The organism is Curtobacterium sp. MCLR17_045 (genome assembly GCF_003234405.1).
GTDB lineage: Bacteria > Actinomycetota > Actinomycetes > Actinomycetales > Microbacteriaceae > Curtobacterium > Curtobacterium flaccumfaciens.
The window spans coordinates 112,073-134,086 of the sequence record NZ_QKTB01000001.1; the positions used below are offsets into that span (position 1 = coordinate 112,073).

At 73.2% G+C, this 22,014-nt stretch carries 22 protein-coding genes; 14 read left to right on the top strand and 8 right to left on the bottom strand.

Going from position 1 to position 22,014, the window contains the following annotated elements; translation table 11 throughout:
* Positions 1 to 224: 224 nt before the first annotated feature.
* The 3 genes from DEJ05_RS00560 to DEJ05_RS00570 are packed head-to-tail and all read right to left on the bottom strand — an operon-like array spanning position 225 to position 2,634.
* Entirely contained in the window at positions 225 to 914 is a 690-nt protein-coding gene (locus tag DEJ05_RS00560) for a response regulator transcription factor (RefSeq protein WP_111028958.1), read from the bottom strand.
* Complete coding sequence (locus tag DEJ05_RS00565) at positions 911 to 2,116, bottom strand: sensor histidine kinase (RefSeq protein ID WP_111028957.1); 1,206 nt, start codon at positions 2,114 to 2,116, stop codon at positions 911 to 913. Before DEJ05_RS00565 ends, DEJ05_RS00560 begins: the two co-directional genes overlap by 4 nt.
* Positions 2,113 to 2,634, bottom strand: a complete 522-nt coding sequence (locus tag DEJ05_RS00570; protein ID WP_111028956.1) for a hypothetical protein — start codon at positions 2,632 to 2,634, stop codon at positions 2,113 to 2,115. The genes DEJ05_RS00565 and DEJ05_RS00570 overlap by 4 nt, the downstream gene beginning before the upstream one ends.
* Before the next feature lie 130 nt (positions 2,635 to 2,764).
* On the opposite strand from DEJ05_RS00570, the gene DEJ05_RS00575 reads away from it, so the two are divergent.
* The 6 genes from DEJ05_RS00575 to DEJ05_RS00600 all read left to right on the top strand — a co-directional run bounded on the left by DEJ05_RS00575 (position 2,765) and on the right by DEJ05_RS00600 (position 8,312).
* Positions 2,765 to 3,607 carry a spermidine synthase gene (locus DEJ05_RS00575; protein ID WP_110863235.1) on the top strand — a complete coding sequence of 281 codons (843 nt, stop codon included), beginning with the start codon at positions 2,765 to 2,767 and terminating at the stop codon, positions 3,605 to 3,607.
* Between the two features lie 106 nt (positions 3,608 to 3,713).
* Entirely contained in the window at positions 3,714 to 4,484 is a 771-nt protein-coding gene (locus tag DEJ05_RS00580) for a DUF308 domain-containing protein (protein ID WP_146244987.1), read from the top strand.
* Positions 4,485 to 4,625: 141 nt separating this feature from the next.
* A complete protein-coding gene (locus tag DEJ05_RS00585) occupies positions 4,626 to 5,456 on the top strand; it encodes a hypothetical protein (RefSeq protein WP_071406181.1) in 831 nt (276 codons plus the stop codon).
* Positions 5,453 to 5,944 carry a SprT-like domain-containing protein gene (locus tag DEJ05_RS00590; RefSeq protein ID WP_111023268.1) on the top strand — a complete coding sequence of 164 codons (492 nt, stop codon included), beginning with the start codon at positions 5,453 to 5,455 and terminating at the stop codon, positions 5,942 to 5,944. The genes DEJ05_RS00585 and DEJ05_RS00590 overlap by 4 nt, the downstream gene beginning before the upstream one ends.
* 47 nt (positions 5,945 to 5,991) lie before the next feature.
* Positions 5,992 to 6,687: a CGNR zinc finger domain-containing protein gene (locus tag DEJ05_RS00595; RefSeq protein WP_027466753.1), complete on the top strand. Its 696-nt coding sequence runs from the start codon at positions 5,992 to 5,994 to the stop codon at positions 6,685 to 6,687.
* A gap of 365 nt (positions 6,688 to 7,052) precedes the next feature.
* Positions 7,053 to 8,312 (top strand): Nramp family divalent metal transporter, encoded by a 1,260-nt coding sequence (locus DEJ05_RS00600; protein ID WP_111028954.1) that lies wholly within the window; start codon positions 7,053 to 7,055, stop codon positions 8,310 to 8,312.
* Between the two features lie 29 nt (positions 8,313 to 8,341).
* On the opposite strand, the gene DEJ05_RS00605 is transcribed toward DEJ05_RS00600, so the two are convergent.
* Both DEJ05_RS00605 and DEJ05_RS00610 read right to left on the bottom strand, forming a co-directional pair.
* Positions 8,342 to 8,644, bottom strand: coding sequence for a DUF427 domain-containing protein (locus tag DEJ05_RS00605; RefSeq protein ID WP_110859472.1), 303 nt, complete (start codon positions 8,642 to 8,644; stop codon positions 8,342 to 8,344).
* Positions 8,645 to 8,686: 42 nt separating this feature from the next.
* Positions 8,687 to 9,292, bottom strand: a complete 606-nt coding sequence (locus DEJ05_RS00610) for a 2-phosphosulfolactate phosphatase (protein WP_250892951.1) — start codon at positions 9,290 to 9,292, stop codon at positions 8,687 to 8,689.
* A gap of 91 nt (positions 9,293 to 9,383) precedes the next feature.
* On the opposite strand from DEJ05_RS00610, the gene DEJ05_RS00615 reads away from it, so the two are divergent.
* The 4 genes from DEJ05_RS00615 to DEJ05_RS00630 all read left to right on the top strand — a co-directional run bounded on the left by DEJ05_RS00615 (position 9,384) and on the right by DEJ05_RS00630 (position 11,649).
* Positions 9,384 to 10,022, top strand: coding sequence for a GNAT family N-acetyltransferase (locus DEJ05_RS00615; protein WP_071406184.1), 639 nt, complete (start codon positions 9,384 to 9,386; stop codon positions 10,020 to 10,022).
* Between the two features lie 69 nt (positions 10,023 to 10,091).
* On the top strand, positions 10,092 to 10,574 hold the full coding sequence (locus tag DEJ05_RS00620) for a hypothetical protein (RefSeq protein WP_111028953.1): 483 nt from the start codon (positions 10,092 to 10,094) through the stop codon (positions 10,572 to 10,574).
* A 132-nt stretch (positions 10,575 to 10,706) separates the two neighbouring features.
* The gene (locus DEJ05_RS00625; RefSeq protein ID WP_111109606.1) at positions 10,707 to 11,279 is read left to right on the top strand and encodes a DUF1684 domain-containing protein; all 573 of its coding nucleotides are present in this window, start codon (positions 10,707 to 10,709) and stop codon (positions 11,277 to 11,279) included.
* Positions 11,280 to 11,289: 10 nt separating this feature from the next.
* Complete coding sequence (locus DEJ05_RS00630) at positions 11,290 to 11,649, top strand: GntR family transcriptional regulator (RefSeq protein WP_035809483.1); 360 nt, start codon at positions 11,290 to 11,292, stop codon at positions 11,647 to 11,649.
* A gap of 150 nt (positions 11,650 to 11,799) precedes the next feature.
* Here the strand turns inward: DEJ05_RS00630 and DEJ05_RS00635 are convergent, their stop codons facing one another.
* Positions 11,800 to 12,627, bottom strand: coding sequence for an endo alpha-1,4 polygalactosaminidase (locus tag DEJ05_RS00635; RefSeq protein WP_258370469.1), 828 nt, complete (start codon positions 12,625 to 12,627; stop codon positions 11,800 to 11,802).
* Positions 12,628 to 12,921: 294 nt separating this feature from the next.
* On the opposite strand from DEJ05_RS00635, the gene DEJ05_RS00640 reads away from it, so the two are divergent.
* Positions 12,922 to 14,532 (top strand): DEAD/DEAH box helicase, encoded by a 1,611-nt coding sequence (locus DEJ05_RS00640; protein ID WP_111028951.1) that lies wholly within the window; start codon positions 12,922 to 12,924, stop codon positions 14,530 to 14,532.
* A 250-nt stretch (positions 14,533 to 14,782) separates the two neighbouring features.
* Positions 14,783 to 14,986 (top strand): CsbD family protein, encoded by a 204-nt coding sequence (locus tag DEJ05_RS00645; RefSeq protein ID WP_027466762.1) that lies wholly within the window; start codon positions 14,783 to 14,785, stop codon positions 14,984 to 14,986.
* Between the two features lie 88 nt (positions 14,987 to 15,074).
* Here the strand turns inward: DEJ05_RS00645 and DEJ05_RS00650 are convergent, their stop codons facing one another.
* Positions 15,075 to 15,617: an NUDIX hydrolase family protein gene (locus DEJ05_RS00650; protein ID WP_071406188.1), complete on the bottom strand. Its 543-nt coding sequence runs from the start codon at positions 15,615 to 15,617 to the stop codon at positions 15,075 to 15,077.
* Between the two features lie 73 nt (positions 15,618 to 15,690).
* Here DEJ05_RS00650 and DEJ05_RS00655 point away from each other — a divergent pair, with 73 nt between their 5' ends.
* Positions 15,691 to 16,311 (top strand): alpha/beta hydrolase, encoded by a 621-nt coding sequence (locus tag DEJ05_RS00655; RefSeq protein ID WP_111109457.1) that lies wholly within the window; start codon positions 15,691 to 15,693, stop codon positions 16,309 to 16,311.
* Between the two features lie 71 nt (positions 16,312 to 16,382).
* Here DEJ05_RS00655 and DEJ05_RS00660 read toward each other — a convergent pair whose 3' ends face one another.
* The gene (locus DEJ05_RS00660) at positions 16,383 to 17,057 is read right to left on the bottom strand and encodes a PadR family transcriptional regulator (protein WP_111038468.1); all 675 of its coding nucleotides are present in this window, start codon (positions 17,055 to 17,057) and stop codon (positions 16,383 to 16,385) included.
* A 160-nt stretch (positions 17,058 to 17,217) separates the two neighbouring features.
* On the opposite strand from DEJ05_RS00660, the gene DEJ05_RS00665 reads away from it, so the two are divergent.
* Positions 17,218 to 21,975: a DEAD/DEAH box helicase gene (locus DEJ05_RS00665; protein WP_111109458.1), complete on the top strand. Its 4,758-nt coding sequence runs from the start codon at positions 17,218 to 17,220 to the stop codon at positions 21,973 to 21,975.
* The last annotated feature ends 39 nt before the right edge of the window (positions 21,976 to 22,014 follow it).

A 22,014-nucleotide genomic window follows, 5' to 3' on the forward strand; every position in this document is an offset into this window, starting at 1 on the left:
CCGACGGCGCGCACGCTCGAGCGGTGGGGGCGCTCACGGGCACGTCGTGGTCACGGTGTCCGGGCGGACGCGTGGAGTGTGGGGCACACACGCATCGACGCTCTGGCGTCGTGACGACAGGCGTCAACGGTACGCAACGAGTCTTGGCGTCCGCTGGTCGTCCATGTGTACGCATTCACGTGTCCGCAGTGCGTCGCCCGGGGACGACGGGGTGCTGCGGACGGTCAGCGCAGGACGCGGGCGACGGCCTCGGCCCGGGTCCGGACCCCGAGCTTCGCGAACACCTGGTTCACGTACGACTTCACGGTGGGCACCGTCAGGAACAGCTCGGCGGCGATCTGCGGGTTCGTCCGGCCGTCCGCGATCCGCTCGAGGACGTCCACTTCGCGCGGGGTGAGGTCCGGGAACCGAGCACCGAGCGACGGACCGGGATCGGGATCGGGTGACACAGGCGCCGCGGAACCAGCAGCGACACCGGCACCGGCACCGGCACCACCGGCGAGGCGCGCCACCAGCCGCGCCCCCACGGTCGCGTCGAAGGTCGACTGCCCGGCGGCCACCGCACGCACCGCAGTCGCGATCTCCGCCCGTCCGGCGTCCTTCGTCAGGTAGCCGCGGGCTCCCGCCCGCAGCGCGGTGGTGATGGAGTCGTCGTCGGCGTAGGTCGTCAGCACCAGGACCGCGACCCCGGGGTGCTCGGCGACGATCCGCGCGGTGGCGGTCGGCCCGTCGACCCCCGGCATCCGCAGGTCCATCAGGACGACGTCGGGCACGTGCCGGTCGACGGCGGCGATCGCCTCGGCACCGTCGGCCGCCTGCCCGACGACCTGCAGGTCGGGCACGAGCGACAGCACCGTCACCAGGCCGTCGCGGACGATGGCCTGGTCGTCGACCACGAGCACCCGGATGGTCACGAGCGGTCGTCCTCGGCGGCGACCGTAGCGTCCGCGTCGCGCGTGCCGTCGACGGGCAGGTGCATGGCGACGACGAACTCGTCGTCGGAACGCTCGGCCTCCACCGTGGCCTCGCTGCCGAGTTCCGCGAACCGTTCGCGCATCCCGAGCACCCCCTGCCCGCCGCTCGGCAGCGGGTTGGCCACGACGACGTCCACGGCGTCGCCGTCACGGATCACGGACAGGGACACGGGGCGGCCGGGAGCGTGCCTGCGGGCGTTGCTGAGGGCCTCCCGGACGACCTGGACCACGGCGGCACGGTGGGCGTCGTCGAAGACCGCGAGGGTCGCGTCACCCTGCACGACGACCTCGCCGCCGAACGAACGGTGCGCGTCGAGCAGGGCCGTCAGGCCCGACGCGTGGTCGGCGGACGGACTGGAGGCACGGGTCGGCTCCGGCTGGCCGGGCTGCGGTTCGTCGCGGAGCGCGTGCACCGCACGCCGTGCCTCGGCCAGGCCGTCCGCGGCCAGCGCGCGGGCCTCGCCGGCTCGGCGGGTGGCCTCGTCGACGCGGCCGGCCTCGAGCAGGGCCTCGACCGCGTCGAGCTGCAGCACCAGGCCGCCGAGCGAGTGGGCGAGGACGTCGTGGATGTCCCGGGACGCCCGGGACCGGTCGGCGAGGAGCCGTGCGCGCTGCTGCTGCCGCTCGGTCTCGCGAGCCTGCGCCGTCGTGATCCGGACCTGCCGACGGCTGAAGCCGACGAGCACGCCGAGCAGCAGCCCGCCGCTCACGCCGAGGACGAACTGCACCGACGTCTGCTCGAGCGTCGCGGTGACGGCCACCACCACGACGGCGGCGAGCGCGGCGACCGCGGCCGTCCAGACCGGCAGACGCAGGTCCGCGCCGAGGATGACGAGCCCGACGATCACCGGGACCACCAGCAGCGAGTCGGTCGGCACCACTGCGAGCGATCCGGCTGCGATCATCACGCCGGCTGCGGCGACGAGGACGAGGGGCGTGCGTGCCGCTTCGCGGACGGCCCAGGCGGCGAGCGCCACGGCCCCGACGGCCCAGACCCACGCGGGGTGGTGGAGCAGGAGGCCGTTCCGGACGAACCAGAAGGCGACCACGGCGATCCCGACGGCGTTGAGCCCCCAGGAGAGCACCGAGGCGGACCGGACCCCGGCGGGGTCGGTCCGGTCCGGGTCGGTCGGCAGGCTCACCGCACCATCATGCCGCGGCGGGCGGCCTCCGACCGGTCGCCGCCGCGGGGGATGCGCTGGTCGACGACCAGGGCACGGGCGGCGCGGTTCAGGGCGAGCACGAGCAGGATCGTGCCGGTCGACGTGAGCAGGTGTGCGCCGAGGTGGCCGCCGAGGACGTCGAGTCCGATGCGGGCGGCGATCAGGACGATCCAGAGCGCGGCGCCGAGCCACCCGGTGCGGGACTGCAGCGTGCGGCCCTTGGCGTCCGGCGTCGTGACCGTGCGGAACCGGGTCATGGCCCCCATCGCGAGGCCGACGGCGACGGTGAGCAGGGCCTCGAGGCCGAGGAACACGACGTCGGTGGTGGTGACGGTCGCCGTGGTCTGTGCGAGGACGACCACGCCGACGATCGCCATCACGAGCGGTCCCCGCCAGATGCGCGCCGGGTCGAGGTACCGCCAGGTCGCCTGCCGGTACGCCAGGAGGCCGACGAGGGCGAGGCCGATGAGCACGTTCGCGAGGAGCTGGACCGACATGGTGAGCCTTTCGAGGTGGTCCGGCGGAGTGTTCCGACCGGTGACATCAGCCTCGTTCCAGGTGCTCCGCGGGCACACCAACCAGGGGTGGGGACGCGGGTGGTGATCGCGGTGGTGTTCCATTGACGGCATGGCTGATGCGTTCGACGGGTTCCGGATCGGTGCGGGGTACTCGGTGGTGGAGCCGGACCGGCACCGACCGGGGTCCTTCACCCTGGTGGTGGACGGCACCCCGCAGTCGCACGTGGACCTCGAGGACCCGACCCACCTGGCGTTCGAGTACATCCGGCGGATCGGGCACGCGATCGACCTGCTGCCGGACGGCCCGATCACGGCACTGCACCTGGGCGCCGGCGCTCTCACCCTGCCCCGCTACGTCGCGGTGACCCGTCCGGGTTCGCGGCAGCAGGTGATCGAGCTCGAGCGCGACCTGGTCGAGCACGTGCGCGAGGCCCTGCCGTTCCCCCGCGGCGCCTCGATCCGGGTGCGGTACGGCGACGCCCGGGAGGTCCTCGGCAAGCTGCCCGCCGGACTCCGCGGCACCGTGGACCTGGCGGTGGTGGACGTCTTCGGTGGTTCGCAGATCCCCGCCCACGTGACGAGCGTCGAGTTCTACCGCGAGGTCGCCGCGTTCCTGTCGCCGACGGGCATCGTCGCGGTGAACGTGGCCGACGGTGCCGGGTTGGCCTTCGCCCGCGGGCAGGCGTCGACGCTGCAGTCGGTGCTGCCGTCGGTCGCCGCGGTCGCGGACACCGGCATGCTCAAGGGCCGGCGGTTCGGGAACATCGTGCTGCTCGGGTCGCCGACCGACCTGCCGGTGGCGGACATGCCGAGGCGGTACTCGTCCGACCCGATGCCGGCGAAGGTCGTGCACGGTGCGGAGCTCAAGGCGTTCATCGCCGGGGCGCCGATCGTCACCGACCAGACGGCGGTCGCGTCGCCGGAGCCGAACCGGAGCGTGTTCGGGGGCTGATGCCCGCGCGGCACCGCCGGGGACGGACTTCGGGCACTCGGCGGGTCCGGCTGTCAGGATGGTCTGAACGACCGCGCAGGTGCGCGACCGAGCGATGGGAACCCTGATGACGAACGACGACCGGAACGACCAGGACCGGACGGGCGACGGCCAGGCGCCGCGCTGGGGCGACGCCCCGCAGCAGCAGCCCGACGCCGAGGCCCCGCGGTACGGCGAGCGGGTGGACCCGGCGCCGACCTCGACCCCGCAGTACGGCGAGCAGTACGGGCAGGGCCAGCAGCAGTACGGGCAGCAGTACGGGCAGGGCCAGCAGCAGTACGGCCAGCCGAACGGCGAGCAGCAGTACGGCCAGCCGTCGAGCACGCCGAGCTGGAACGACCAGCAGCGCCACGACCAGCACCACGACCAGCAGCCGTACGCCGCCGCGCCCGCGCACGCCGGTGCCCCGGCCTGGCAGAGCCACGACGAGCCGAAGCCCAAGAAGAAGACCCTCGGTGTCGTGGCGTTCTTCCTCGGACTCGCCGCGCTCGTCATCGGCGTCATCGGCGGGTACGTGATGGGGTCGGCGCTCGCCAACAGCGACGCGATCAACAACCTCGTACCGAGCAGCGGTGCGACCCCGGACCAGCAGGAGCTGCAGCGTCAGCTCATGAACGACCCGGCCGTCATCTCGCAGATCGGGGTCGGTGCGGTGATCGCCGGCGTGGCCGCGATCCTCGGGCTCTGGGCGCTCGTGCAGGGCATCATCGCCGCCGTGACCAAGCGTGGTCGCGGCTGGGGCATCTTCGCGATCATCCTGGCCGTCGTGGCCACGATCGCGACGCTGGTCACCTACGTCGGCGTGGCCGCTGCCGCCGCGGTGGCCGCCAACTCCTGATCGACCACTCGGAACGGCCCGTCGTGCTCCGGCACGGCGGGCCGTTCGTCGTCCCGGGCGGCACGCGTGCACGGCCGCACCCGCGCAACCTGAGCGCGTCGCACCGACCGCTCCCGGGAGACCGCGGCTACCCTCGAACCGATGTCCCTCCCGCCCGACGACCGCCAGCAGCCCGACCTGTCCGACCGTTCCCGTGAACCGCGCCACGCGGCTCCCGTGACGGCCGGAGTCAGCCCGGGCAGCACCTTCGCGCCCATCAGCCTGCGACCCGCGGTCGACGTCGACGCCGTGCACCAGCGGCTCCGTGACCTCGGCCAGAGCCGCAGCACCGACGCCCTCGCCGAACGGGCCGAACTCCTCCGCCTGCTCGGTCGACTGGACGAGTCGCTCGTCATCGCCGAAGAGGTGTTCCGCCTGGCGATGTTCACCGGGGAGCGCCAGGACAAGGTCGCCGCACGGATCCGTCGTGCGCACGTCCTGCACGACCTCGGGCGGCACGACCGCGCCGCCACCGAGGCCGCCATGGCCCGCGACACCGCCGCCACCGAGGAGTGGCCCGAACTCGAGGGCGCCGCAGCCGAGATCGAGGGCTGGTCGCTGTTCGAGAACGACCGATTCGACGAGGCCCGCGCCGCACTGTCGCGGGCGTACCAGGCCTTCCGACAGGCCGGCGCGCCGTCCGAGCGCACCGACGCGCTGCGCACCGCGGTCGAGGCCGCCATGCGGGCCTCGATCACCAACCCGGCGGAACCGTCCGACAAGCCACGGACCGCCCGCGAGGTCGCCGCCCGCCGCGCCGAGGACGAGGAACCCACCACCCGCGTCGCCGAGCCGGTGAAGCAGGTCCCGCCGATCCGCCGCCGCGTGCTCGGTGCACCCGACGCCGCACGCACCGAGGCCGACGACATCTGGGGCCGGATCGCGGCCCGGGCAGCGAAGAAGGGCCAGGCCGACCCGCGCGCCGAGCAGTGACCGCGCTCGAGACCGTCCGGCTCCGCGCCGAAGCGCTCATCGCCGAACACCTCGGTGCCGGCACGTGGGCGTTCGGCTTCGACCACGCCAAGACCCGCGCGGGTCAGTGCGACTTCGCGCGGAAGCGGATCACGGTGAGCCGCCATCTGGCCACCCGGTTCTCCGACGACGACGTCGAGCAGGTCCTGCTGCACGAGGTCGCGCACGCACTCGCCGGCGCCCGGGCGGCACACGGACCGAAGTGGAAGCGCACGGCCGCGGCGATCGGGTACACCGGCTCCCGGCTGCACGACGGGCCGATCGCCAGCGAGCTCGCCCCCTGGATCGGCACCTGCCCCGCGGGGCACGAGCACTTCCGGTACCGCACGCCCACCCGTCCCCTGGCCTGTGCCCGTTGTTCCCGGCGGTTCGATGCCCGGAACGTCATCACCTGGCGGCGCCGGACCGCGGACGACGACGCGGCCACGATGGCGTCGACTACCGCATGAGGGTCCCGACGCACGGAGGCGCGCCGGTAACCCGTTAGCCTGGGCGGATGCACACGGGGCAGCACATCCGCACGGACGCCGGTTCCTCCTGGTTCTTCGACGCCGGACGGATCGCGCTCGACTTCGCGCACACGGGTGGCTTCGCCGACGACCCCACCGGACGCCGACCGCGGTCGCAGCTCGGGGAGCTGCTCGCGAGCCCGGCCGACCTGGACGAGTGGCTCAGCGAGCACACCGAGCCGATCGACGTCGGCGCCAGCGCCCGCGAGCTGCAGGACGCCCGGGCCCTGCGTGCCGCGATCGCCCGACTCGCCGTGGCCGCCGCCCCCGCGCCGGCGAGCACCGCCGCGGAACGCACCGCCGTGGCAGCGGGCCTGCGTGCCGGCGCCGGCCGCACGCGCCCCGCGCCCGACGACATCGACACCGTCAACCTGTTCGCCGCCCTGCCGGACGTGCCCCCGAGCCTCCCGGGTGGCCGACGCCGCGCCGGAGCCAACCGGGTCCGCCTGGCGCAGGCCCTGTCGAGCGTGGCGCGCGATGCCGTCGCGCTCTTCACCGAGGTCGGCTTCGACGACGTCGAGGCCGACGGCCGGCCGACCCGGCTGAGCCGGTGCTCGGCCGAGGACTGCGGCCTGGTGTTCTACGACTCGTCGCGCGGTGGGACGCGGCGCTGGTGCTCGATGCAGCGGTGCGGCAACCGGGCGAAGGTCCGTGCGCACCGCGCTCGCCGCGCCGCGGAGTGACGACGAGCTGAGCACGAGCGGTCACGACACCCCGCGCACCTCCGCCGAGCGGTCACCAACCGTCGCCCGACGGCGCCTCAGCCGACAGTTCGTGACCACCGGACGCAACGCAAGCGACGAGTCGCGACCAACCGAGCGGCCAGGAGGCGCGTGGCCGCGCCGCCACGGGCCTCCCGTCCGCCTTCCGCGAGCGGCCACGACACCCCGCGCACCCCCGCCGAGCGGTCACCAACCGTCGCCCGACGGCGGCTCAGCCGACTGATCGCGACCACCCGAAACACGCACGCACGAGCGGCGTCCGGCGAGCACCACGACACGTCGAAGAAAAAGATTCGGCACGCCGAATTCTCTGGCAGGATCGGTGCATGACCGACACTGCCAGCCCCCGGCTCGACGAGCACCCATCCGGTGCCCCGCGTCGCCGCGCAGCCGGGCTCACCCTGCTCGGACCGGCCTTCGTCGCGGCCATCGCGTACGTCGACCCGGGCAACGTCGCCGCCAACCTGACCGCCGGCGCCGAGTACGGGTACCTGCTGCTCTGGGTGCTGGTGGCCGCGAACGCCAGCGCCGTGGTGGTGCAGTACCTGTCCGCCAAGCTCGGGGTGGTGACGGGGAAGTCGCTGCCCGAGCACCTCGGCCTGCGGATGCGGCGCGCCCCGCGCCTGCTGTTCTGGGGCCAGGCCGAGATCGTCGCCGCCGCGACCGACATCGCCGAGGTCATCGGCGGCGCGCTGGCGCTCTACCTGCTCTTCGGTCTGCCGCTCGTGGTCGGCGGGATCATCACCGGGCTCGTCTCGATGCTCCTGCTGACCCTGCACAGCCGCCGGGGCACGCGCCTGTTCGAGACCGTGGTGACGGCGATGCTCGCGATCCTGACGGTGGGCTTCTGTGCCGGGCTGCTGTTCGCCCGGGTGTCTCCGGCAGACCTGGTCGCCGGGCTCGTGCCGCGGTTCGAGGGCTCCGGGTCGGTGCTGCTGGCGGCCTCGATGCTCGGCGCGACCGTGATGCCGCACGCGGTGTACCTGCACTCGGCGCTCGCCCGGGACCGCCACGGGGACGTCCCCGCCGGGCCGGAGCGTCGCCGGGTGCTCGTCGCGACCCGGTGGGACGTCGGCCTCGCGCTGATCGTCGCGGGCGGGGTGAACATCGCGATGCTCGTCCTCGCGGCAGCCACCCTGCCGGGCGTCGAGGGCACCGACTCCATCCCCGGTGCGCAGCGCGCCATCGCCGAGAACGTCGGCCCGGTCGTCGGGGTGCTCTTCGCCGTGGGCCTGCTCGCGTCCGGCCTGGCCTCGACCTCAGTGGGCTGCATGGCCGGCGCGGAGATCATGCAGGGCCTGCTGCACGTGCGGATCCCGCTCGTGGCCCGGCGCGCGATCACCCTGGTGCCGGCGATCGTGCTGCTCGCGCTGAACATCGACGCGACGATGCTGCTCGTCGTCAGCCAGGTGGTGCTGAGCTTCGGGATCGCCTTCGCGATCGTGCCCCTGGTGGTCTACACGTCGCGACGGAGCGTGATGGGGACCGACGTGAACGCCGCGACCACCCGCGTGGTGGCGTGGGTGATCGCGGCGGTCATCGTGGCGCTCAACGTCGCGCTGGTCGTGCTCACCCTGACCGGCTGAGTCGCAGCCGGTCAGGGGGCGACCGGTCGTCAGTCGACGACCTGGACGTCCTTCCAGAACGCGACGTAGCCCGAGTAGTCCTTGCCGACGCGGTCGAACGACGACGGGATCGGCGTCGGGTACGACCACGCGCGGTCCTGCAGCGCCTGTCCGTCGACGTTCACCGTGAAGTACTGGGTGTCGCCCTTCCACGGGCAGTGGTACTGGGTGGGGCTCTCGGTGAAGAGCTCGGTCTTCACGCTCGACGGCGGGAAGTACCAGTTGCCCTCGATCTTGATGAGGTCCTCTTCGGGGGCCTCCGCGATCACCGTGTCGCCGACGACTGCCTTCATGGCGTTGCTCCTTCGCTCGCTGGTTCCGTGACGGGGCGAACGCTACGCGCGCTCCCCCGATTCCCGCAGGACGGGCAGGTCGGGGCCCGCGGCGAGCGCCGCGTGCACGTCGTCACGGCTCAGGACGGCGGCTCCCTCGGACGCGCTGACCAGGTGCTTCACGGCACGGCGCAGCCCCGTGTACGCCGCGCAGGCCGCAGCGGCCTCGGGTGAGGTGTGGTCGATGCCGACCTCGGTGAGCGCGTCGACGACGGCTCCGGCGGCGAGCAGGTCCTCGACGGCGAAGTCGGGTGCGTCGGCCACGTCGACGGACTCCCCCGCCGCCTCGGCCGCGTCGTCGAGGGCTGCGGTGTGGTGCAGCCCGGCGGCCACGATCGCGACGACGCAGCGGTCACCGCGTGCGGCCTGGAGGCCCGTCACGCGTTCCGCGACCGCCGCCGCGTTGCCGAGGTGGCCGAGCACGACCTCCGGCCCCTGCGGCAGCTGGGCGGTCACGTTCCGCAGCGCGCGCCGCTGTGCTGCGGCGTCGGGGGTCGGCGGCAGGGCGTCGACCCAGACGAGCAGGTGGGTGCCGTGGGCGATCCGTGCCGCACCTCCGGGACCCCACGCGAACCGGACCTGGTACTTCTCCTGGGTGCGTTCTGCCACGTCCGTCACGATAGCCGTCCGAGCGATGCTGTCCCTCTCCACAGGGTCGCTGTCCGACCGGGTTCCACCAGGGTCGGCGACCCTAGGATGCATGGTCATGGAGATCGCCCCCGTACCCACCCTGACCGGCGACCGTGTGACGCTCGAGCCCCTCGGGCAGGAGCACGCGGAAGACCTGCGGGCGGCGGTCGCGGACGGCGATCTGTGGCGCACCTGGTACACCTCGGTGCCCGCCCCGGCACAGGTCGAGGCCGAGATCGACCGGCGGCTCGCCGAGCACGAGGCCGGACGCATGGTGCCCTTCGCCGTGCGGGACCGCCCGACCGGACGGGTGGTGGGTGCGACGACCTTCATGAACATCGACCCGGGCAACCGCCACGTCGAGATCGGCAGCACGTTCCTGGCCCGGTCCGCGCAGCGCTCGGGGATCAACACCGAGTCGAAGCTGCTCATGCTGTCGCACGCGTTCGAGGCCTGGCAGTGCATCGCGGTCGAGTTCCGCACCCACTGGCACAACCTGCAGTCCCGGGCGGCCATCGCGGGCCTCGGCGCGAAGCAGGACGGCGTGCTCCGGAACCACGCGATCGGCCGTGACGGCACGCTGCGCGACACCGTGGTGTTCTCGGTGATCGCGTCGGAGTGGCCGGCCGTGCGGCTCTCGCTGGCCGAGCGGCTCCGGCGGCACGACCGCGCCGAGGGGTCCCGCCGCCGGTCGGCCCGGCACGCCTGAGGCGTCCCCGCTGCGTCGTCTCGCACCGCCACGGCGCACCGTCCAGCCCGCGGGCGTAGCGTCACCGCCATGCACGTCGGCCTCCGGATCGTCCTCGACGCGCCGGTCGAGGCCGTGCGCGATGCCCTGCTGTCCCCGTCCGTGATGGTGGCGGTGACGAAGCCGTTCCTGGCGTACCGCTCGCGCGACCCCCGGGGGTTCCCGGAGCGCTGGGAGCCGGGGCACCCGCACCCGATCACCGCGGACGCGTTCGGGCTGGTGCCGAGCGGCGACACGCACGTCGACCTCGACCTGTACGAGGTCCAGGGAGTCCCCGTGCAGCGCGACAACGGCGGCGGCACGTCCGGGTTGTTCGGGCGGATGACGATGTCGCACCGGATGGCCGTCGTCCCCGCGCCGGGTGGCCGGACCCTGCTGCTCGACCGCCTGACCTACCGGATGCGACCGGCCGTCCTCGGGCTCGCCCTGTGGCCCGGCATGTGGGTCATCTGGCAGTGGCGGGCGTTCCGGATGCGCGCCCTCGCGCCCACCTGGCGGACCGACGGCGAGTGACGCGACGCGGGTCGGGCCTCCCGTCCACCGCGGAGCGGGCGTAGCCTCGACCACGTGAGCCAGACGCGCCCCCAGGAGCCGACGACCGACGACCGCGTGCGCAGCACGCTGGCGACGACGGATTGGCGGCGGATGACGTTCGACCTGTACCGCCGCGTCCGCGCCACCCCGGACCCCCAGACGGCGCACGCGCTCTGGCGCGAGACGCGGGACGCGATGTTCGCGGAGCACCCGGCGTCGCCCCTGCTCAACGAGGACGCCCGCGACTTCGAGTCGCTGCCGGTGCCGGACTACGACCCGGCGTGGCGGTTCCAGGTCCGCATCGAGGCCACGGAGCCCGCCGAGTTCGACTTCGAGACCGGCACCGACGGTGTCGTCCACTTCGACCGGCTCGGCCTCGTGCGGGTCCCCGGAGTCGGCACCCTCGACGTCTGGAAGCACGGCGGCTACGCGGGCGGGGTGTTCGTCCCCGTCAAGGACGCCAGCGCCGGCAAGGCCCGCGGCACGTACGGTGGCGGGCGCTACCTGCTCGACACCATCAAGGGCTCGGACCTGGGCGGCGACGACCTCGGGTCGCTCGTGCTCGACTTCAACTTCGCCTACAACCCGTCGTGCGCGTACGACCCGGCGTGGGCGTGCCCGCTCGCGCCTCCGGGCAACACCGTGCCGGTCCCGATCCCCGTCGGCGAGCAGTACGACTTCTAGGGTGGAACGCATGACAGGACTCGTCGCCCTCGACGTCGGTGGCCGCGTGCCGCCGTTCGAGCAGGTCCGATCGCAGATCGCCGCACAGATCACCGCCGGGTACCTGGTGGACGGCGAACGGCTGCCGAGCGTCCGTGGGCTGGCGGACGAGCTCGGGCTCGCCGCCGGCACCGTCGCGAAGGCCTACCAGCTGCTCGAGGAGGCCGGGCTCGTGCACACCGCACGGGGCGCCGGTACCCGGGTGGTGCGGCCGGCGGCGGTGCCGGACGCCGTGGCCGAGGCCGCTCGTGCCCTGGCCGCTGCGGCGCGCTCGGCGGGGCTGTCGGCGGACCAGGCCGCGACCGCGTTGCGCGAGGCCTGGCCGGCGTAGCGCTGGCGGGGCTGGCGCTGGCGGGGCTGGCGGGGCTGGCGCTTCCGGGCGTACCTGGTCGTTCCGGGCGTACCCGGTCGGAAGTTCTGACACGGTACGCCCGATTCGACCAGGCATCGCAGGTGTTCTGGGAAGGAACGTCTCGAGCGCTCAGCAGTGCTCGTACACGTACGCGTCGTCCTTCGGGGTCACCAGGTCGCGGTCGCGCAGGATCGTCATGGCCGGACGGCTCTTCAGCCCGCACACCGACCCCCACGAGCGCTCGAGGGTGTCCGCGTACTCCACGTCGATGACCCGCTTGCCGTAGGCCTTCGTGTACGCGGCGCACTCCCGGTACTGCACGCACTCCTCGGCGACGACGAAGTCGAACCCGGTCTGCTTCCGGCCGGACGCCCCGAGCTGCGGCGTGTTCTTCTGCCCGACGGCCAGGCCGTGCCGGTGCCCCTTGGCGACGAGCGACTTCGCGAGCGCCAGGTTGCCGGCACGGGTGAGCCGCTTGCCGCTCCGGGTCCACGAGTCGAGGTTGTCGAACTCCACCGCGTCGAACCCGCGGTCACCGCAGCGGGCGACGGTCTTCGCGAGCACCTTCGTGATCAGGGCACGCTTGGCCGCGGTCCGGGTGTCGAGGAGCATCTCGTCCGGCCATCCCGGGTCCGAGACCGGCTTGCCCGCGCGGTCGCGGAGGATCGCCGACGGGTACGACTTCTTCCACGTGCGGGCGGCCTCGGGCTGCGTCTGGAACCCGTTGACGTAGCAGATGTTGTACTTGCCCTTCGCCGGGCGGTCGGTGCTGTCGCGCTCGACGATCGTCACGCCGGAGGGCGGGGTGTACCCGCCGCCGAGCTGGTAGTCCACGCGGCCCGAGGTCGGCAGGTTGCGGTAGCTCCCGGCCGCGCTGGTCGTGGCGGCCTCGGCGCAGCCGGCGGTGCCGAGGACGGCCACCAGGGCCATCGCGGTGGTCAACAGGACGGATCGCATGCGCACCCCGGAATCCTCGCACGCGCAGGGCGAACGACCCCGCCCTCGTCGTTCCGGGGATGTGCACGCTATGCTGGTCGTACTCGAGGCGCCGATCGCCTCGTGCGTCGTACGGACGCCCCGAACTCCCGACCACCTGTCTCCGGACTCTGGTCGATGATCGAGCACCTCACGAAGGTGCCCAGGCTTCTCTGCTGCGGCGACTGCGCCAGCCACATCCGTTGGCGCGCATCCCGCCCGCGCGCTGCCTCAGAGCGCGCCCACAGCCGGACTGCTCCGGCTCGAAAGGTCACCATGACCACCGAAGACATCCGTTTCTCCGACCTCGGCGTCCCCGCGCCGATGGTCTCCGTCCTCGCCGACCAGGGCAAGGACATGGCGTTCCCCATCCAGGCGGACACCCTCCCGGACTCCCTGCAGGGCAAGGACGTCCTCGGCCGCGGCCGCACCGGCTCCGGCAAGACCATCGCCTTCGCGATCCCGCTCGTCGCCCGCCTCGCCGCCAGCGGCCGCAAGCGCCGCGCCGGCCGCCCCCGCGCCCTGGTGCTCGCACCGACGCGTGAGCTCGCGACGCAGATCGACGTCGCCCTCGCCCCGCTCGCCAAGGCCATGGGCCTCAACACCACGACCATCTTCGGTGGCGTCGGTCAGGGTCGTCAGGTCGACGCCCTGCGCGGCGGCGTCGACGTCGTGGTCGCCTGCCCGGGTCGCCTCGCCGACCTGATGCAGCAGGGTCACGTGAACCTGGGCGACATCGAGGTCACCGTCCTCGACGAGGCCGACCACATGGCCGACATGGGCTTCCTGCCCGGCGTCACCAAGATCATGCAGGCGACGCCCGAGAACGGGCAGCGACTGCTGTTCTCCGCCACGCTCGACAACGGCGTGGACAAGCTCGTCAAGAAGTTCCTGCACAACCCGGTGATGCACTCCGTCGACGAGGCGAACAGCCCCGTCGAGGCGATGACCCACCACCTGTTCGAGGTCGCCGACGCCGACGCGAAGAAGCACCTCGTGAGCGCCCTCGCCTCGGGCAACGGTCGCCGCATCCTCTTCATGCGCACGAAGCACCACGCCAAGCGCCTCGCCAAGCAGCTCAGCAGCCAGGGGATCCCGGCCGTCGACCTGCAGGGCAACCTGTCGCAGGGCGCCCGTGAGCGCAACCTCGCGAAGTTCTCCTCCGGTGAGGCCCTCGTGCTCGTCGCCACCGACGTCGCCGCCCGCGGTGTGCACGTCGACAACGTCGAGCTCGTCGTGCACGTCGACCCGCCCACCGAGCACAAGGCGTACCTGCACCGCTCGGGCCGCACGGCGCGTGCCGGTTCGTCCGGTGACGTCGTCACGGTGACGATGCCCGCCGAGCGTCGCGACGTCGCGCAGATGATGCGTGCAGCCGCGATCAAGGTCACGCCGCAGCACGTCTCGGCGACCTCCCCGGCCGTCACCGCGCTCGTCGGCGAGGTCGCTCCGATCCGCCACGTGGCCGAGGAGCAGCCCACCCAGCAGCGTCAGCCCAAGCAGCGTTCGGCCGAGTCCGCCGGTGACGGCGGCGGTCGTCGCCGTGGTCGCGGCGGTCGGTCGGGAGGTGCGGCGCAGACCGCGCGCTCCGGTTCGGCTGGCGAGTCCGCCGGTTCGGCCGGGGGCCGTCAGGGCCGTCCGGCCCGTGGCGCACGGACCGAGGGTGCCGGGCGCTCCGGTGCCGCGGCCGCCGGTTCGACCGGTGGTCGCCGCAGCGGCGGCAACCGTCGCTCAGGCAGCAGCGACGTCGTGCGCGGCGGCTCGTCGGCCGTCTGGTCGTCCGAGGGCGGCTACGCCGCGGGTCGGTCCGGCAACGAGTCGGGCGGCAACCGTCGTGGTGGCTCGCGCCGCGCCTCCCGTCCGGCCGGCGCTGCCGACCGCCACTGACCTGCGCGCTTGACCCCCGCGGTCTGACCCGCTCGGCTTGAGCGCGTCGATGCCCGCAAGACACCGGTGTTCACGTTTCGAACCCCCGCATCCCGGGGTGTGATCCGTGAACACCGGTGTTTTGCGTGAGCGTGCTGGCGAACCTTGGCGGGGGCTGGGGGTGGGGTACTCCACCGGGCGTACGGTCTGCTTCACCGGATGCCGCGCAAGCGGCTGACGGGGAACACGTCCGCTTCTGGAAGGAGTGCCTATGGCTGGCATCGATGACATCAAGAACGCCGCTGAGAAGGCGGCAGGCAAGGTCAAGGAAGCCGCCGGCAACGCGACCGGTAACGACCGCTTGAAGGCCGAAGGCCAGACCGACCAGGGCAAGGCCTCGGCGAAGCAGGGCGTCACCGACGTCAAGGACGCCGCGCACGGCGTCGCCGACAGCTTCAAGGACGACAAGCACTGAAGCCGGTTCGCAACCGCGCTGCGAAGCCCCCGGATCCGATCGGATCCGGGGGCTTCGTCGTGCGCCGGGCGCGGACGCCCCGGTCGGACTAGTGCAGGGCTCCGACCGATGCCAGGCCGGCGCGGAGCAGTGCGCCGCGGCCGCCTTCCATCTCGTCGGCGACGGCGTCGGACGCGGCTTCCATCGGGGTCATCCACGTGAGCTCGAGGGCGTCCTGCCGGGGCTCGCACGTCCCCGTGACGGGGACGACGTACGCCAGCGAGATCGCGTGCTGCCGCTCGTCGGTGTACACCGAGGCGCCGGGCAGCGGGAAGTACTCGGCCACGGTGAACGGCGTCGGACTCGAGGGCAGCTGCGGGAACGCCATCGGCCCGAGGTCCTTCTCGAGGTGGCGGAACAGCGCGGTGCGGATCGACTCGCCGAACATCACACGACCGGACACCAGGGTGCGGGCGATCGAACCGCTCGGGGAGACACGCAGCAGCACGCCGACCTCGGTCACGACGCCGAGGCCGTCGGTGCGGACGGGGACCGCCTCGACGTAGCAGATCGGCAGACGACGGCGGACGTTCGCGAGCTCCTCGTCGGACAGCCAGCCGGAGTCGGGATCGGGGGTGCGCAGCGAGGACATGCACCGTGTCTACCAGGGACGGCGGCGAGTTCGGCGGAAGGCGCGGGAGTTGGGGATGGTTAGCGTTGTCCACATGATCGATGCGGACCTGGTGCAGTGGACCCGGAGTACCTCGGACCGGCGGGGCACACCCCTGCTCGTGGCGATGCACGGGGTCGGGTCGAACGAGCACGACCTGCTCGGCCTCGCCCCCGCACTGCCGCCCGCGTGGACGGTCGCGTCGCTCCGGGCGCCGATGCCGTGGGGACCCGGCTTCAGCTGGTACCCGCTCGGCACGCCCGGCTCCCCTGCGCCCGAGGCGGTGGACGCCGCGACCGCCGAGGTGCTCGACTGGATCGACTCCGTCGCCGCCGACCACCCGCGGATCGGGCTGCTCGGATTCTCGCAGGGCGGCTCGATGGCGCTCCAGCTGCTGCGTGCCCGACCCGCGGCGTTCGCGTTCGCGGTGTCGCTCTCGGGCTTCGTCGTGCCGGGCGTCACGGACTCCCGCGACGAGGCCGTGTCGGCCGTGCGGCCGCGGGTGTTCCTCGGGCACGGCGACCTCGACCCGGTGATCCCGCCCGAGGCCACCGCCCGGACGCAGGCGTGGGCCGCAGCGCACACCGACGTGACCGACCGCACCTACGCGGGCCTGCCGCACGCCGTGTCGACGGCGGAACTGGCGGACGTGGCCGCCTTCGTCGGCGCGGGGTAGGCGCACGACGACGGACAGGAGGCCCGGTGCCAGCTGGCACCGGGCCTCCTGTCCGTCATGGGTGACGTCCGTCAGTCGGCCAGGATCTGGAGCAGGTCCTTGCGGAGCTGGTCCACCTTGGCCGTGGCGGCCTTGGCCTGTTCCTCGGTCGCGGTGCTGCGGTACATCTGCAGGACGCCCATGGTCTTCCGGAGTGCCTCGAAGAACTCGCGCTGGGCGTCCGGGATGCCCGGGGCCCCGTCGAGTGCCGCAGCGATCTCGTCGGCCTTGGCCTCGGTCTCGGCCTTGCCGGCGTCGGTGAGCTCGAAGAGCGTCTTGCGGCCGTCGCCCGACGAGACCACGAGGTCTTCGTCGACGAGCTGCTGGAGCGTCGGGTAGACCGAGCCGGGGCTCGGCTTCCAGGCACCACCGGTGCGCTCGGCGATGGTCTTGATCACGGCGTACCCGTTCTGCGGGCCCTCGGCCAGCAGGCCGAGGATCGCGAGACGGACGTCACCGCGGCGACGGCGTTCGCGGCCGAAACCGGGCCCGCCGAAACCGGGGCCGAAGCCCATGCCCGGGCCGAAGCCGGGGCCGAACCCGCGGCCACCGAAGCCGCGGCCGCCGTGGTCGTGGTCACCGCGGTCACGGCCGGGGAAGCCGGCGCCGTGGTGCTGCCGCGCGCCGCCGAAGCGGGGGCCGCGCGGGCCGAACCCGCGCTGGTCGCGGGGGGACGTGTTGCTGTTGTCGTCATACGAGGGGCGCATGAGGAGTCCTTTCGTCGTGCTGAGTCGGCTCGCGACCGGTCTGACCTGATCGTCTTCGTCGTATCGCGATGTGTTTACGATAGATCGGTAACTATCGCTCTGTCAAGGGGTACGTGCGCTCGGACTGCTGTCGGTGGTGGCGGGCAGGATGGGACGGACCATGACGGACGTCTTCGAGCGCTTCTCCCCCGCGACCACCGAGTGGTTCCGCGGCGCCTTCGATGCACCGACACCGGCGCAGGCCGGGGCGTGGGACGCCATCTCGACCGGGCAGCACGCACTCGTGATCGCCCCGACCGGCTCCGGCAAGACCCTGGCGTCGTTCCTGTGGTCGATCGACCGGCTCATCAGCGCGACGGACCGCCCGCCGGCGAAGCAGCGCACGCGCGTGCTCTACGTCTCGCCGCTCAAGGCCCTGGGCGTCGACGTCGAGCGCAACCTGCGGAGCCCGCTCGTCGGCATCACCCAGACCGCACGGCGCCTCGGCACCGAACCGCCCGACGTCACGGTCGGTGTGCGCAGCGGTGACACCCCGTCGTCCGACCGCCAGAAGCTCCTGCGCCAGCCGCCGGACATCCTCATCACCACGCCCGAGTCGCTCTACCTGATGCTCACCTCGCAGGCGCGCGAGACCCTGGTGAACGTCGACACGGTCATCGTGGACGAGGTCCACGCGGTCGCCTCGACCAAGCGCGGCGCACACCTGGCCGTGTCGCTCGAGCGCCTCGACGACCTGCTCGACAAGCCCGTGCAGCGCATCGGGCTGTCCGCGACCGTCCGCCCGCCGGAAGAGGTCGCGCGGTTCCTCGGCGGCCGTGCACCGGTGACGATCATCGCGCCGCCCGCGCAGAAGACCTTCGACCTGCGGGTCGTCGTGCCCGTCGACGACATGACCGAGCTCGGGGCGCCGCCGGTCGGCGCGGACGCGTCCGAGTCGCCGACGAACGGGTCGATCTGGCCGCACGTCGAAGAGCGCGTCGTCGACCTGATCGAGGAACACCGCTCGACCATCGTGTTCGCGAACTCGCGGCGGCTGGCCGAACGACTCACGGCTCGGCTCAACGAGATCCACGAGGAACGCGTGCTCGCCGCCGCCGGTGACGGCGTGCTGGTGCCGGCGGGTGCGTCCCCGGACGACGACGGGCTCCCCGCGGCGCGGGGCCGACCGCAGTCACCGGCCCGCACCTCGGCGCACGCCGTCGCGCCCCAGGGGGCCAAGCGCCCGCCGGCGCAGCTGATCGGCGGGTCCGGGCAGACGGGCGGCGGGGGCTCGGACGCCTCGGTCCCGGTGCTCGCCCGCGCGCACCACGGCTCGGTGTCGAAGGACCAGCGCGCGATCATCGAGGACGACCTGAAGTCCGGTCGGCTGCGGTGCGTCGTCGCGACGAGTTCACTCGAGCTCGGCATCGACATGGGCGAGGTCGACCTGGTCGTCCAGGTCGAGGCGCCGCCCTCGGTCGCGAGCGGCCTGCAGCGCGTCGGTCGTGCCGGCCACCAGGTGGGCGAGATCTCCCGCGGCGTGCTGTTCCCGAAGCACCGCGCCGACCTGGTCAACAGCGCGGTCACGGTCGAGCGGATGGTCACGGGCCAGATCGAGTCGATCTCGGTGCCGGCGAACCCGCTCGACGTCCTGGCGCAGCACACCGTGGCGGCCGGGGCGATCGACACACTCGACGTCGAGCACTGGTTCGAGCTCGTACGGCGGAGCGCCCCGTTCAGCGGCCTGCCCCGATCGGCGTTCGAGGCGACGCTCGACCTGGTCACGGGCCGGTACCCGAGCGACGAGTTCGCCGAACTCCGGCCACGGCTGGTCTGGGACCGCGTGCACGGCACCCTGACCGGGCGCCCCGGTGCGCAGCGCCTCGCGGTGACGAGCGGCGGGACGATCCCCGACCGCGGCATGTTCGGCGTCTTCATGGTCGGCGAGAAGGCGTCCCGCGTCGGCGAGCTCGACGAGGAGATGGTCTACGAGTCGCGCGTGGGCGACGTCTTCGCCCTCGGTGCGACGAGCTGGCGGATCGAGGAGATCACCCACGACCGCGTCGTCGTGAGCCCGGCGTTCGGGCAGCCCGGACGCGTGCCGTTCTGGAAGGGCGACGGCATCGGCCGGCCCGCCGAGCTCGGCCGTGCGACCGGTGCGTTCGTGCGCGAGGTCGAGGGCGCCTCGGACGACGACGCCCGCGCCCGCGTCGCCGCCGGTGGACTGGACGAGCGCGCGATCACCAACCTGCTGACCTTCCTGCGCGACCAGCGCGCGGCCACCGGTCACGTGCCGAACGACACCACGCTCGTCATCGAGCGGTTCCGCGACGAGCTCGGGGACTGGCGGCTCATCCTGCACTCGCCCTACGGCATGCAGGTGCACGCGCCGTGGGCCCTGGCGGTCGCCGCACGGCTGCGCGAACGGCACGGCATCGACGGTGACGCGATGGCGGCCGACGACGGCATCGTCGTCCGCATCCCGGAGACCGACGCCGAGCCACCGGGTGCCGACCTGTTCGTGTTCGAGCGCGACGACCTCGAGGCCCTGGTCACCGACGAGGTCGGGGGCTCGGCGCTGTTCGCCGCGCGGTTCCGTGAATGTGCGGCGCGCGCCCTGCTGCTGCCCCGACGGAACCCCGGGCAGCGGTCGCCGCTCTGGCAGCAGCGGCAGCGGGCCTCGCAGCTGCTCGAGGTCGCGCAGAAGTACCCGACGTTCCCGATCGTGCTCGAGACCGTGCGCGAGGTGCTGCAGGACGTCTACGACGTGCCCGCGCTGCTCGGGATCGCCGACGACATCGCCGGACGTCGGATCCGCCTGGTCGAGACCGAGACCGAACAGCCGTCGCCGTTCGCCCGGTCGATCCTGTTCGGGTACGTCGCGGCCTTCATGTACGAGGGCGACACCCCGCTCGCCGAACGCCGGGCAGCGGCCCTGTCGCTCGACTCGACCCTGCTCGGCGAGCTGCTCGGCCGCGCGGAGCTGCGCGAGCTGCTCGACCCGGCGGTCATCACCTCGGTGGAGCGCGACCTGCAGCGGCTGTCGCCGGACCGCCGTGCCCGTGACGCCGAGGGGCTCGTGGACGTGCTGCGGCTCGTCGGCGCGCTCGACCTCGACGAAGCGGTCGACCGGAGCTGGCTCGCCGACACCGCTGACCGTCCAGCGGCCACCGCCGAACTGCGCAGCACGCTCCAGGTGTTGGAGCGGGACCGCCGAGTGCTGTCGTTCTCGCACGCCGGGGCGACGCGCTGGGCCGTGATCGAGGACGCCGCCCGTCTGCGGGACGCCCTCGGGGTCCCGCTGCCGATCGGTGTGCCCACGGCGTTCATCGAGCCCGTGGCCGATCCCCTCGGTGACCTGATCGGCCGCTACGCCCGGTCGCACGGGCCGTTCTCCGCGCAGGAGGCCGCCGGTCGCCTCGGGCTGGGCATCGCCGTCGTGCAGGACACCCTGCGCCGACTCGTCGCCGACCGCCGGGTGGTGGAGGGCGAGTTCAGACCCGACCGCCAGGGTGCCGAGTGGTGTGACGCCGAGGTCCTGCGACGGATCCGCACGAAGTCCCTCGCAGCGCTGCGGCACGAGGTCGAACCGGTCTCGCCGGACACCCTCGCCCGGTTCCTGCCCGCGTGGCAGCACGTGCAGACCCCGGGGACCCGCGGCGGGCTCCGCGGCGTCGACGGCGTCCTGCAGGTGATCGACCAGCTCGCCGGGGTCGCCCTGCCCGCCAGCGCTTGGGAGACCCTGGTACTGCCGTCCCGTGTCACCGACTACTCGACGAGCATGCTCGACGAACTCACCGCCACCGGCGAGGTCCTGTGGTCCGGCGGGGGCACCCTGCCGGGCAACGACGGCTGGGTGCGCCTGCACCTGGCCGACACCGCGGCGACGACGCTCGCCGAGCCCTCCGGGGACGAGACGACCGAGCTGCAGCGGGACGTGCTCGGCGCCCTGGCCGGCGGTGGCGCGTACTTCTTCCGGCAGCTCGGCCAGGCCGTGGGCAGCAGTGACGACCAGGCGCTCACCACCGCGCTCTGGGACCTGGTCTGGGCCGGGCAGATCACGAACGACACGTTCGCCCCGCTGCGCTCGATGCTCGGCGGCAAGGCGAAGAGCTCGAGCGCTCCGCGTGCTCGGGCCTACCGCGGCCGTCGGCGTCCGACGATGCCGACGCAGTCCGGGCCGCCGTCCGTCGGGGGTCGCTGGTCGCTCCTGCCGCTGGCCGAGTCCGACTCGACCGTGCGGGCCGCGGCGACCGCCGAACAGCTGCTCGAACGCTACGGCGTCGTCACCCGCGGTGCCGTGCAGGTCGAAGGTGTCCGCGGCGGCTTCGCCGGGGTGTACCGGGTGCTCTCGCGCTTCGAGGAGTCCGGCCGGGCCCGTCGCGGGTACTTCGTCGAGGGGCTCGGTGCCGCCCAGTTCGCCACCGGCCCGACCGTCGACCGGCTGCGGACCTACGCCCGCGAACTCGGCGACGACGAGCGCGACGACCCGGACCGGAAGCGCGAGGCGCTCACACTCGCCGCGACCGACCCGGCGAACCCGTTCGGGGCCTCGCTGCCGTGGCCGACGGGCGACGCCGACCCCGGTCTCGTGGTCGACGACGTCGAAGCCGCCCCGCCTGAGACCGCGGTCGGCAGCGGCGCGAAGACCGCTCGGGGCCACCGGCCCGGGCGCAAGGCGGGTGCCCTCGTCACGACCGTCGACGGCAAGCTCACCGTGTACGTGGAGCGCGGTGGCAAGTCGGTGCTGACCTTCACCGACGACGCCGCCGACCTCGCTGCCGCGGCCGCCTCGATCGCCGGCATCGTCCGGACCGGGCTGCGGAAGCTCTCGGTCGAGCGGGTCGACGGGGACTTCGTGCTCGAGACGCCGCTCGGCGGCGCGCTCCGGGCCGCGGGGTTCACGGCGACCCCGCAGGGGCTGCGGCTCCGTGTGTGAGGCGAGCCGCGCCTCCCGGCAGTGCAGCGACCACGTGCC

Excerpts from the sequence above, each read along its gene's own strand:
- DEJ05_RS00595 (WP_027466753.1), top strand. The coding sequence starts at position 5,992 with ATGCACACGGGGCAGCACATCCGCACGGACGCCGGTTCCTCCTGGTTC.
- DEJ05_RS00620 (WP_111028953.1), top strand. The coding sequence starts at position 10,092 with ATGCACGTCGGCCTCCGGATCGTCCTCGACGCGCCGGTCGAGGCCGTG.
- DEJ05_RS00625 (WP_111109606.1), top strand. The coding sequence starts at position 10,707 with ATGACGTTCGACCTGTACCGCCGCGTCCGCGCCACCCCGGACCCCCAG.
- DEJ05_RS00605 (WP_110859472.1), bottom strand. The coding sequence starts at position 8,644 with ATGAAGGCAGTCGTCGGCGACACGGTGATCGCGGAGGCCCCCGAAGAG.
- DEJ05_RS00570 (WP_111028956.1), bottom strand. The coding sequence starts at position 2,634 with ATGTCGGTCCAGCTCCTCGCGAACGTGCTCATCGGCCTCGCCCTCGTC.
- DEJ05_RS00580 (WP_146244987.1), top strand. The coding sequence starts at position 3,714 with ATGACGAACGACGACCGGAACGACCAGGACCGGACGGGCGACGGCCAG.
- DEJ05_RS00585 (WP_071406181.1), top strand. The coding sequence starts at position 4,626 with ATGTCCCTCCCGCCCGACGACCGCCAGCAGCCCGACCTGTCCGACCGT.
- DEJ05_RS00630 (WP_035809483.1), top strand. The coding sequence starts at position 11,290 with ATGACAGGACTCGTCGCCCTCGACGTCGGTGGCCGCGTGCCGCCGTTC.
- DEJ05_RS00665 (WP_111109458.1), top strand. The coding sequence starts at position 17,218 with ATGACGGACGTCTTCGAGCGCTTCTCCCCCGCGACCACCGAGTGGTTC.
- DEJ05_RS00640 (WP_111028951.1), top strand. The coding sequence starts at position 12,922 with ATGACCACCGAAGACATCCGTTTCTCCGACCTCGGCGTCCCCGCGCCG.
- DEJ05_RS00660 (WP_111038468.1), bottom strand. The coding sequence starts at position 17,057 with ATGCGCCCCTCGTATGACGACAACAGCAACACGTCCCCCCGCGACCAG.
- DEJ05_RS00600 (WP_111028954.1), top strand. The coding sequence starts at position 7,053 with ATGACCGACACTGCCAGCCCCCGGCTCGACGAGCACCCATCCGGTGCC.
- DEJ05_RS00615 (WP_071406184.1), top strand. The coding sequence starts at position 9,384 with ATGGTCATGGAGATCGCCCCCGTACCCACCCTGACCGGCGACCGTGTG.
- DEJ05_RS00650 (WP_071406188.1), bottom strand. The coding sequence starts at position 15,617 with ATGTCCTCGCTGCGCACCCCCGATCCCGACTCCGGCTGGCTGTCCGAC.
- DEJ05_RS00655 (WP_111109457.1), top strand. The coding sequence starts at position 15,691 with ATGATCGATGCGGACCTGGTGCAGTGGACCCGGAGTACCTCGGACCGG.
- DEJ05_RS00645 (WP_027466762.1), top strand. The coding sequence starts at position 14,783 with ATGGCTGGCATCGATGACATCAAGAACGCCGCTGAGAAGGCGGCAGGC.
- DEJ05_RS00575 (WP_110863235.1), top strand. The coding sequence starts at position 2,765 with ATGGCTGATGCGTTCGACGGGTTCCGGATCGGTGCGGGGTACTCGGTG.
- DEJ05_RS00635 (WP_258370469.1), bottom strand. The coding sequence starts at position 12,627 with ATGCGATCCGTCCTGTTGACCACCGCGATGGCCCTGGTGGCCGTCCTC.